The organism is Vulcanococcus sp. (assembly GCF_044369115.1).
Taxonomy (GTDB): Bacteria; Cyanobacteriota; Cyanobacteriia; order PCC-6307; family Cyanobiaceae; genus Vulcanococcus.
Map to the genome: position 1 here is coordinate 1 of NZ_JBIPMN010000126.1, position 7,942 is coordinate 7,942.

At 63.7% G+C, this 7,942-nt stretch carries 11 protein-coding genes; 8 read left to right on the forward strand and 3 right to left on the reverse strand.

Going from position 1 to position 7,942, the window contains the following annotated elements; translation table 11 throughout:
* Nucleotides 1–82: 82 nt before the first annotated feature.
* The 8 genes from ACIQ2E_RS10305 (at nt 83) to ACIQ2E_RS10340 (ending at nt 6,540) form a co-directional block, all read left to right on the forward strand.
* Nucleotides 83–286, forward strand: coding sequence for a hypothetical protein (locus ACIQ2E_RS10305; RefSeq protein WP_398329864.1), 204 nt, complete (start codon nt 83–85; stop codon nt 284–286).
* Nucleotides 287–331: 45 nt separating this feature from the next.
* Nucleotides 332–1,375: a polysaccharide pyruvyl transferase CsaB gene (gene csaB, locus ACIQ2E_RS10310; protein ID WP_398329867.1), complete on the forward strand. Its 1,044-nt coding sequence runs from the start codon at nt 332–334 to the stop codon at nt 1,373–1,375.
* Nucleotides 1,376–1,377: 2 nt separating this feature from the next.
* Nucleotides 1,378–2,403, forward strand: a complete 1,026-nt coding sequence (locus ACIQ2E_RS10315) for a zinc-binding alcohol dehydrogenase family protein (protein WP_398329870.1) — start codon at nt 1,378–1,380, stop codon at nt 2,401–2,403.
* Nucleotides 2,404–2,477: 74 nt separating this feature from the next.
* Complete coding sequence (locus tag ACIQ2E_RS10320; protein WP_398329873.1) at nt 2,478–3,389, forward strand: fatty acid desaturase; 912 nt, start codon at nt 2,478–2,480, stop codon at nt 3,387–3,389.
* On the forward strand, nt 3,386–4,366 hold the full coding sequence (locus ACIQ2E_RS10325; protein ID WP_398329876.1) for a homoserine acetyltransferase: 981 nt from the start codon (nt 3,386–3,388) through the stop codon (nt 4,364–4,366). The genes ACIQ2E_RS10320 and ACIQ2E_RS10325 overlap by 4 nt, the downstream gene beginning before the upstream one ends.
* A 13-nt stretch (nt 4,367–4,379) precedes the next feature.
* Nucleotides 4,380–5,681: a type III glutamate--ammonia ligase gene (gene glnT, locus ACIQ2E_RS10330; protein ID WP_398329879.1), complete on the forward strand. Its 1,302-nt coding sequence runs from the start codon at nt 4,380–4,382 to the stop codon at nt 5,679–5,681.
* Between the two features lie 82 nt (nt 5,682–5,763).
* The gene (locus ACIQ2E_RS10335) at nt 5,764–5,943 is read left to right on the forward strand and encodes a hypothetical protein (protein WP_296446368.1); all 180 of its coding nucleotides are present in this window, start codon (nt 5,764–5,766) and stop codon (nt 5,941–5,943) included.
* 6 nt (nt 5,944–5,949) lie between these two features.
* A complete protein-coding gene (locus tag ACIQ2E_RS10340) occupies nt 5,950–6,540 on the forward strand; it encodes a hypothetical protein (RefSeq protein ID WP_398329883.1) in 591 nt (196 codons plus the stop codon).
* On the opposite strand, the gene ACIQ2E_RS10345 is transcribed toward ACIQ2E_RS10340, so the two are convergent.
* The 3 genes from ACIQ2E_RS10345 to ACIQ2E_RS10355 form a co-directional block, all read right to left on the reverse strand.
* Complete coding sequence (locus ACIQ2E_RS10345) at nt 6,506–7,078, reverse strand: peroxiredoxin (protein ID WP_398329886.1); 573 nt, start codon at nt 7,076–7,078, stop codon at nt 6,506–6,508. The genes ACIQ2E_RS10340 and ACIQ2E_RS10345 overlap by 35 nt on opposite strands.
* Nucleotides 7,079–7,096: 18 nt before the next feature.
* Nucleotides 7,097–7,333, reverse strand: a complete 237-nt coding sequence (rpmB, locus tag ACIQ2E_RS10350; protein ID WP_010308706.1) for a 50S ribosomal protein L28 — start codon at nt 7,331–7,333, stop codon at nt 7,097–7,099.
* A 60-nt stretch (nt 7,334–7,393) separates the two neighbouring features.
* Nucleotides 7,394–7,942 (reverse strand): mechanosensitive ion channel family protein (locus ACIQ2E_RS10355; protein WP_398329890.1); only part of this gene is annotated, 549 nt, incomplete at its 5' end.

Sequence of the window (7,942 nt, forward strand, 5' to 3'; positions counted from 1 at the left end):
TGAAGCCAGCTGCACAACGGGCACAGTTGTGATTGCCTTCTGGTAGGGCTGCGTTGCACTGCCTTTGCAGCTGCATCTGCCCATGCCTGCTCATGCCCCAACGCCCTGCTGGCTCCACCGCGGTTGCCGCATCCAGCTGATCGGCTATCCCCGCTGCGAAGGTGCCTATCTGATCCAGCACTGCAGCGGAGCCGTGCTCGGTCGTTCGGCCAGCCTGGCGGCCGCCCGCCAGCTGATCGACGAACAGATCCCCCTGTTGCGCCAACGGTTGGCAGCCGCAGCCTGAGTCTGAAGGCTGGTGTCAAGCTGGACCGGATCCGCGCCATCCCGTGTGACGACCTCCGTGCTCCTGTGCGGTTACTACGGCGAGCACAACCTCGGAGACGATGCGCTGCTGGCGGCTCTGCTGGCGCAGCTCCCGCCGTCGGTCAAACCGCTGGTCACCGCGTTTGATCAAGAGCAGATCAGGCAACAGCATGGCGTCGCCTGCGTGAACCGCCGCAGTCTTCGTGCAGTGCTCGACGGTTTGAGCCGATGCCGTGTTCTGGTGCTCGGCGGCGGCAGCCTGCTCCAAGACTCCACCAGCTTCCGCAGCCTTCTTTATTACGCGGCTCTGATCACGGCCGCCCGCTTGCAGGGCAAGCCGGTGCTGCTGTGGGCCCAGGGGCTTGGCCCCTTGCGGCGTCGTCGCAGTCGTGCACTGGTGCGTTTGCTGTTGCCGCTGGCCACAGCCATCTCCTGGCGCGATTCCGCCTCTGCTCAGTTATCGCGGCAGCTTGGTGTGGCGGCACCCCATGGCACCGATGCGGTTTGGAGCCTGCCGCGGCAGCATTGGCTGGGGCTGGGAGGCCCCATCGTGGTGTGCTGGCGCCCCACCCCTCATCTGCAGGGCCAGGCCTGGAATCCTTATCTGCAAGCCCTCGAGGATCTGGCGGAGCAGACCCAGCGTGAGGTGATCTGGCTGCCCTTCCACCGCGATCAGGATCAGTCGCTTTTCGATCACTTGCGGCAGCAGGGTTTGGTGGGTGCCGCCCTTGCGCGGCGCAGCCGTGTGGTGGAGGCCACCACCCCCAGCGAAGCGATGGCCCTGTTCCGCAGTGCATCGCTGGTGCTGGCGATGCGGCTGCATGCCCTGATCCTGGCCGCCCTCGCCGGCAGCCCAGTGAGTGCTCTGAGCTACGACCCGAAGGTGCAGGCCTGTGCCACCGAGCTCGGCTGCGGCTGCATTGATCTGGCGGATGCTTCTCCCGCTGCAGCTGCTGTGCTGGGCAGCTGGCTGGAAGCCTTTGAGCATCCGCCTGCACTGGCCTCCCTCCAAGCGATGGCTCAAGCCACAGCCCTGCATCGCGCGTTGCTCACCAGCCTCGAGGCCTGAGCATGAAGGCGATTGGCTACAGCAGTGAGCGGATCAGCACAGATGTCGACTGTTTGCTCGACATCACCCTGCCGGATCCCTCCCCAATGGATCACGACTTGTTGGTGGCCGTGGAGGCCGTGAGCGTGAATCCTGTGGATACCAAGGTGCGTTGCCGCGAGCAGCCCGCCCCCGGTGCCTGGCGGGTGCTTGGCTGGGATGCCGTGGGCACGGTGGTGTCAAGCGGCTCAGGGGTGAACGGCTTTGCGCCTGGGGATCGGGTTTGGTACGCGGGTGCGCTGCAGCGGCCTGGTTGCAATAGCAGCCTGCACTGCGTGGATTACCGTTTGGCTGCGCACGCTCCTCAGAGCCTCAGCGCGGCGGAAGCCGCTGCACTCCCGCTCACGGCGATCACCGCCTGGGAGCTGCTCTTTGATCGCCTGAAGCTGCCGCGCCGCGGGCAGAGCGACCAGCGTCAGAGCCTGCTGGTGGTGGGGGCAGCCGGTGGGGTTGGCTCGATCCTGGTGCAGTTGGTACGTCTGCTTACCGATGTCGAGTTGGTGGCCACCGCCTCCAGGCACGAGAGCCAGGTCTGGCTACGAGAGCTGGGGGTGGAGCATGTGGTGGATCACCACGCTTCGCTGGCGGATCAACTGGCGGGGCTGTCTCTGCCGCCGCTGCGTTCGGTGATCAGCCTGAACCACACCGGTGATCACTTCCAGCAGCTGGTGGATCTACTCGAGCCCCAGGGTGCGTTGGCGTTGATCGATGACCCGCCGCCCCAAGCGATTGACGTGCTGGCTCTAAAGCGCAAAAGCCTCTCCCTGCATTGGGAGTTGATGTTTACCCGTTCGCTGTTCAACACGCCGGATATGGCACGCCAAGGCGAGCTGCTTGGCGAGCTGGCCTCAATGGTGGATCGCGGCTGGATTCGCACGACCGCAGCAGAGCCTTTCGCTCCGATCGATGCCGCCCATCTCCGCGCCGCCCATCGCCAGCTGGAGAGCGGCCGAACAGTGGGGAAGCTGGTGCTCAGCGGCTGGAGTTAAGGGCTGCCGACACAGCGCTCAAACCGTTGCATTGCCTACCGAAGCCAGGCTGCGCAAGCTGGTGAACTGGCGCCATGAGCAGTTCCCTCCTGATCTCCCGCGAACGCCTTGCGCAGCTGAACCAGCTGCAGGACGGACCTGCCTGGTTCCAGCTCAGTGGCCATCTGCTGGTGATCGTGGTGGCCGGGGTGCTTTGGCGTCAGCCGCTGTTGCCTTTGTGGTTACGACTGCCCTGCCTCCTTCTGAGTGGGGTAGGCCTGGCCACCTGTTTTGCGGGCCTGCACGAGTGCTGTCATCGCACGGCTTTCCGCTCCAAAACCACCAACGACCGTGTGGCCTGGTTGATGGGGCTCTTGAGCTTCTACAACGCCACCTTTTATCGCCGCTATCACCAATGGCATCACCGCTTTACCCACCAGCCCGGCCTGGATCCAGAACTCGATGACCCCGTTCCCACCACGCCGATCGGCTACGCCCTGGAAATCAGTGGAATCACCTGGTGGCTCGGCAAAGTTCGCGGCTATCAGCGGCTGCTGTTTGGGGATCTCTCCCAATTTCCCTATCTCAGCCCTGAGCTGATTCCTCATGTGCGTCGCTCGGTACGCCAGCAGTTCGTGCTGTACGCGATCGCTTTGGCTGCGTCGTTTTGGCAGGCCAATGGGTTTCTGCTGTGGTCGTGGCTGTTGCCACTAGCTGTGGGACAACCGTTTCTGCGGGTGGTTCTGCTTGCGGAGCACAGCGGCTGCAGTTTCAGCGCTGATGGCCTCGCCAATACCCGCACCACCCTCACCGTTGCGCCGGTGCGCTGGTTGATGTGGAACATGCCGTTCCACGCGGAGCATCATCTCTACCCTTCGTTTCCGTTCCACGCCCTCGCGCAGGCGCACCTGGAGCTGGCGCCTCGGCTGCAGCATCTCGACAACGGCTACCTCGCTGTGCATCGCCAGTTGCTCCAGCGGTTGACCAGCCTCGCTCCCTCGCCATGAGCGCTGTTCAACATCGGCACTTTGCCCTCGGCTCTGTGCACCTGCAGTGTGGCCGCCGCATCGAGGACGCCCGCATCGGCTATGTGCAGATCGGCGATCTCAACCGGGATCGCACCAATCTGGTGCTCATCCCCACCTCCTATGGCGCCAGGCCTATGGATCTGGCTTGGCTGGCGGGGCCGGTGCTTGATCCATCGCGATGGTGCATCGTGATCGCCGGCATGTTTGGCAATGGTGATTCGTCCAGCCCCAGCCACGGTGGCATGGGTCTGGCGGAGCAGGGTTGGCTCGTGAACCACCGCGACAACACCTTCGCCCAGCGACGGTTTCTAGCCGAATGCTTCGGCGTGGAAACCCTGCCGCTGATCTTCGGCTGGTCGATGGGCGCGCAGCAGGCCTACCAGTGGGCCGTCGACGTTCCCGATCAGGTGCAACGGCTGTGCTGCGTCTGTGGAACCAGCCGCACCTCGCCCCATAACCGCCTGTTCTGCCTGAGCCTCCGCCAGGCCCTCACGGCCGATGCCAGCTGGACCGGATCGGGTTTCGATGGGGTGCCGGAGCAGGGGCTGCGCACCTATGCGTTGATCTATGCGAGCTGGGCTGCCTCTCAGCCGTTCTTCAAAACCTTGGAGCAGTCGGTGGAGGAGTACGTGGAGCAGCAGTGGTTGCCCCACTACCGCCGCCACGACCCCCGCGATCTGATCGCCATGCTCGATACGTGGCTCGCCCATGATGTGGCGCCTGGCCGCGACCTTCAGGGGGCCCTCGCCGGCATTCAAGCGCGTACCGCCGTGGTGGCTTGCAATCGTGACCTCTATTTCACGGTTGACGACATGGCCGCCGATGCCGCTGCGATTCCCGGTGCGCAATTCCATGTGATCGATTCGCTGCTCGGTCATCGCGCGGGTAATCCCCACAGCAGCCCTGCTGAGCAGCAGCACTTGCGCCGAATCGTGGATCAGCTGCTCGACAGCTGACCGCCAGAACTCCATGACCGATCTGACCAGCCTTGCCCGCGAGAGTGGCGTTCGCTTTCTGCTGTTCTCCTTCACCGATTTGTTCGGGATCCAGCGGGCCAAGTTGGTTCCTCTTGCCGCGGTGACCGGGATCAGCCGCGACGGGGCTGGTTTTGCCGGCTTTGCCGCCTGGCTTGAGCTCAGCCCCGCCGATGGCGATGTGATGGCGATCCCCGATCCCCGCAGCTTCACGCCCTTGCCGTGGCAAAGCGACGTGGCCTGGGTCGCCACCGAACTCACGCTCAATGGGGCGCCGATGGAGCAGTGTCCGCGGCGGGTGCTGCAGCGGCAGATTCAACGGGCAGCAGCGCTCGGCTACGAGCTGCGTAGCGGCGTGGAGGCTGAATTCTTCCTGTTGGATCCCAGCGGCGATGCCGTAGCAGATCGCGCCGATACCCAGGAGAAGCCCTGTTACGACCAGCTGGCCTTGATGCGCCGCTTTCCGCTGGTGTCAGCCCTGATGGATGGCATGGAGCAGCTGGGGTGGGGGCCCTATCAGGCTGATCACGAAGACGCCAACGGCCAGTTCGAACTCAACTGGACCTATGCCGATGCGCTGACCACCGCTGATCGTCATGCCTTTTTCAAGGTGATGGTGAAGTCGCTGGCAGAGCGCGAGGGGCTGCGGGCTTCGTTCATGCCCAAACCGTTTCAGGAGCTGACCGGCAACGGCTGCCATACGCACATTTCACTCTGGGACCAAGCCGGCCGCAACGCTTTTCACGATCCAGCCGGAGAGCTGGGGCTCTCTGATCTCGCTTATCACTTCCTCGCTGGACTGCTTCACCATGCACCGGCGCTCGCCTGCCTCACCAATCCCACGGTGAACAGCTACCGGCGGCTTGCGGCGCCTCCCACCGCTTCCGGTTCCACCTGGAGCCCAGGCGGCATCAGCTATTGCGGCAACAACCGAACCCACATGGTGCGCATTCCCGACGATCAGCGACTGGAATTGCGGTTGCCGGATGGTGCCGCCCATCCCTACCTGCTGCAGGCCGCCGTGCTGGCGGCAGGGCTCGATGGCATTGAGCGCCAGCTCGATCCCGGCCCCCGCCACGACAACGACAACTACGCCGCTCCTCTGCCGGATGGCGCCTTTGGCCGATTGCCCCGTGATCTGGGGGAAGCACTCGATGCCTTCGCTGCGGATCAGCCCTTGCGGAGCGGCCTTGGGGAAGGCTTCTGCGGGTCTTATGAACAGCTGCGGCGCCGCCAATGGGGCCGGTTTCGAGCTCAGCTCACCACTTGGGAGCGCCAGGTAGGGCTGGATGGCTGAACGGTCCGTGCCGGTATTTCTACCGATGGTGCCCGCCTGATCGCCACGCGACGCTCTGGCCGTTGGTTGCTCGGCGTGCAGCATGGCCTCTCAACCGGTGCTGATCGGTGCCCTCGGTGGCACGATTCATCAGCTCAAAGCCAGTGGTGGCGAGCTGTTTCAAGTGTGCTTCCAGGGCACCTGCCTCTACTGCGACAGCTTGCATGTGGGCATGGCGCACCTCAATCGTATGGAGCGTGCTACCAGGAAAGAAGCGGCCTGAAGGCCATTGACTCTCTCCACAGGGCAGCGTGTGCTGCTGCCCGTGCGTCAGTACTACGTGCAGACCGATAGCCGGATCCCCGGCCAGGCCTACCGCATGTGTTTTTCCAGCACCTGCGCCATGGCGGTGAAGTATCTGCGGCCTGAGGCCCTCAAGGGCACCAACGCTGACGACACCTATCTGCACACCGTGCGCCGCTACGGCGACACAACCTCAGCTCTCGCTCAGATTCGGGCCTGTGCCGATTACGGGGTGATCGCCCGCTACCGCACCAACGGCGATCGCGCCTCGCTCGAGGCTGAGCTGAAGGGGGGCTATCCCGTGGCAACGGGCTTTCTGCACCACGGGCCCTCATCGGCTCCACGCGGCGGCGGCCACTGGATCCTTGCAGTGGGGTTCGAGCCAGGCTCCGGGATCTTCAACGATCCCTATGGCGAACTCGACACCATCAACGGCGGCTATGTGCGGGTGGGATCCGGCGGCCACAACGTGGTCTACAGCTGGCGCCACTGGCTGCCGCGCTGGGAGGTGGAAGGGCCCGGTAGCGGCTGGCTGATGACCTTCAGGCGCTCGGATGGTCAGCCGCCAGCCGCTTGAGGCTGGTGAGAACCTCCTGGCTGTGACCGCTGGGTCGCACCGCTACCCACGTTTCCCGTAGCACTCCCTCGGGATCGATCAGGAACGTATGGCGCTGCGAGAAGGGCGAAATCCAGCTGCCATAGGCCTTGCTCACGGAACCGCCGGGATCGGAGAGCAGGGGGTAGGTCAGCGCCTCGCTCCCGCAGAACTCGGCGTGTGATTCAGCGCTATCGGCACTGATGCCCACCACGTCGGCTCCGGCGTGATGGAATGCTTCGAGATCGCGCTGGAAGCCGCGCGCCTCGATCGTGCAGCCTTCCGTGAAATCGCGCGGATAGAAGTAGAGCACCAGCCAGCCGCCGGCAAAGTCGCTGAGGCTGCGCTGCGCGGCTTCAGCTTCGCCACTGCTGCTAGGCACCACGCCCTGCAGCGTGAAATCGGGAGCGGGTTGATCAAGGGCGGGCAGAACCCCTCCAATGCAAAAGGCCTGCCGGGGTAAACCCAGCAGGCCCAGTGCGGCGATGGAGAGTCCGCTCAGAACCTGGCGGCGCTGCATCGTGTTGAATCCGGTTGATCAGATCTTGGCCAGGTTGATACCCAGCTCTTTGGCGTAGGCACCCAGGCCTTTCTTCTGGATGGTTTTTAGGGCGCGGGTGGAGACGCGCAGCTTCACGAAGCGGTTCCCTTCTGCCCACCACAGACGACGCTCTTGAAGGTTCACCTGCTGGAGCTTTTTGGTCCGCACGTGGGAGTGGGACACGGCCATGCCGTTGTTGGCGCGCTTGCCGGTGAGTTGGCAGACCCGGGACATGACCGACCGTTCAAAGGATGTTGACGACTCGACTCCGCTTGGAGCCAAGGCAAAAGCTTATCAGCCGGGCTTCTCCCCCACCATCTGAAGGGTTCGTGTGGGAAAGGCGAAGGCAATCCCTGCATGGGCGAAGCAGCGCATGATCTCCAGGTTGATGCGCTGCTGCACATCCATCGCTCGGTTGAAATCATTGGTTGGCACGTAGTACACCAGCTCGAAATCAAGGCTGCTGTCGTTGAAGCTGACGAAATGGCAGCGGTCAAAGCTGGCATCAGCACCGGCGTTCACGATGGTTTCGAGCATGGGTGGGATGCGCTGCAGCTGCTCCACAGGGGTGTCGTAGCAGACCCCCAGGCGCACGATCAGACGCCGGCGTTGCATCTCGCCAAAATTCGCCACCACAGCTCCAGTGAGAGCACTGTTGCTCATCACGATCGCTTCACCATTGATGCTGCGCAGGCGGGTGCTCCTCACCCCCACTTTCTCCACCGTGCCCCAAACCTGACCCACCTGGATCAATTGGCCCGGTTGAAAGGGTTTATCCAGCAGGATCGTGATGTATTCAAAAAACTGGGAGACTGGTTCCTTCAAGGCCAGGCCGGCTCCGAT

Bases quoted from the DNA above. Each gene is read 5' to 3' on its own strand.
- ACIQ2E_RS10305 (WP_398329864.1), top strand. From the start codon at position 83: ATGCCTGCTCATGCCCCAACGCCCTGCTGGCTCCACCGCGGTTGCCGC.
- ACIQ2E_RS10315 (WP_398329870.1), top strand. From the start codon at position 1,378: ATGAAGGCGATTGGCTACAGCAGTGAGCGGATCAGCACAGATGTCGAC.
- ACIQ2E_RS10320 (WP_398329873.1), top strand. From the start codon at position 2,478: ATGAGCAGTTCCCTCCTGATCTCCCGCGAACGCCTTGCGCAGCTGAAC.
- ACIQ2E_RS10325 (WP_398329876.1), top strand. From the start codon at position 3,386: ATGAGCGCTGTTCAACATCGGCACTTTGCCCTCGGCTCTGTGCACCTG.
- glnT (WP_398329879.1), top strand. From the start codon at position 4,380: ATGACCGATCTGACCAGCCTTGCCCGCGAGAGTGGCGTTCGCTTTCTG.
- ACIQ2E_RS10335 (WP_296446368.1), top strand. From the start codon at position 5,764: ATGGCCTCTCAACCGGTGCTGATCGGTGCCCTCGGTGGCACGATTCAT.
- ACIQ2E_RS10345 (WP_398329886.1), bottom strand. From the start codon at position 7,078: ATGCAGCGCCGCCAGGTTCTGAGCGGACTCTCCATCGCCGCACTGGGC.
- rpmB (WP_010308706.1), bottom strand. From the start codon at position 7,333: ATGTCCCGGGTCTGCCAACTCACCGGCAAGCGCGCCAACAACGGCATG.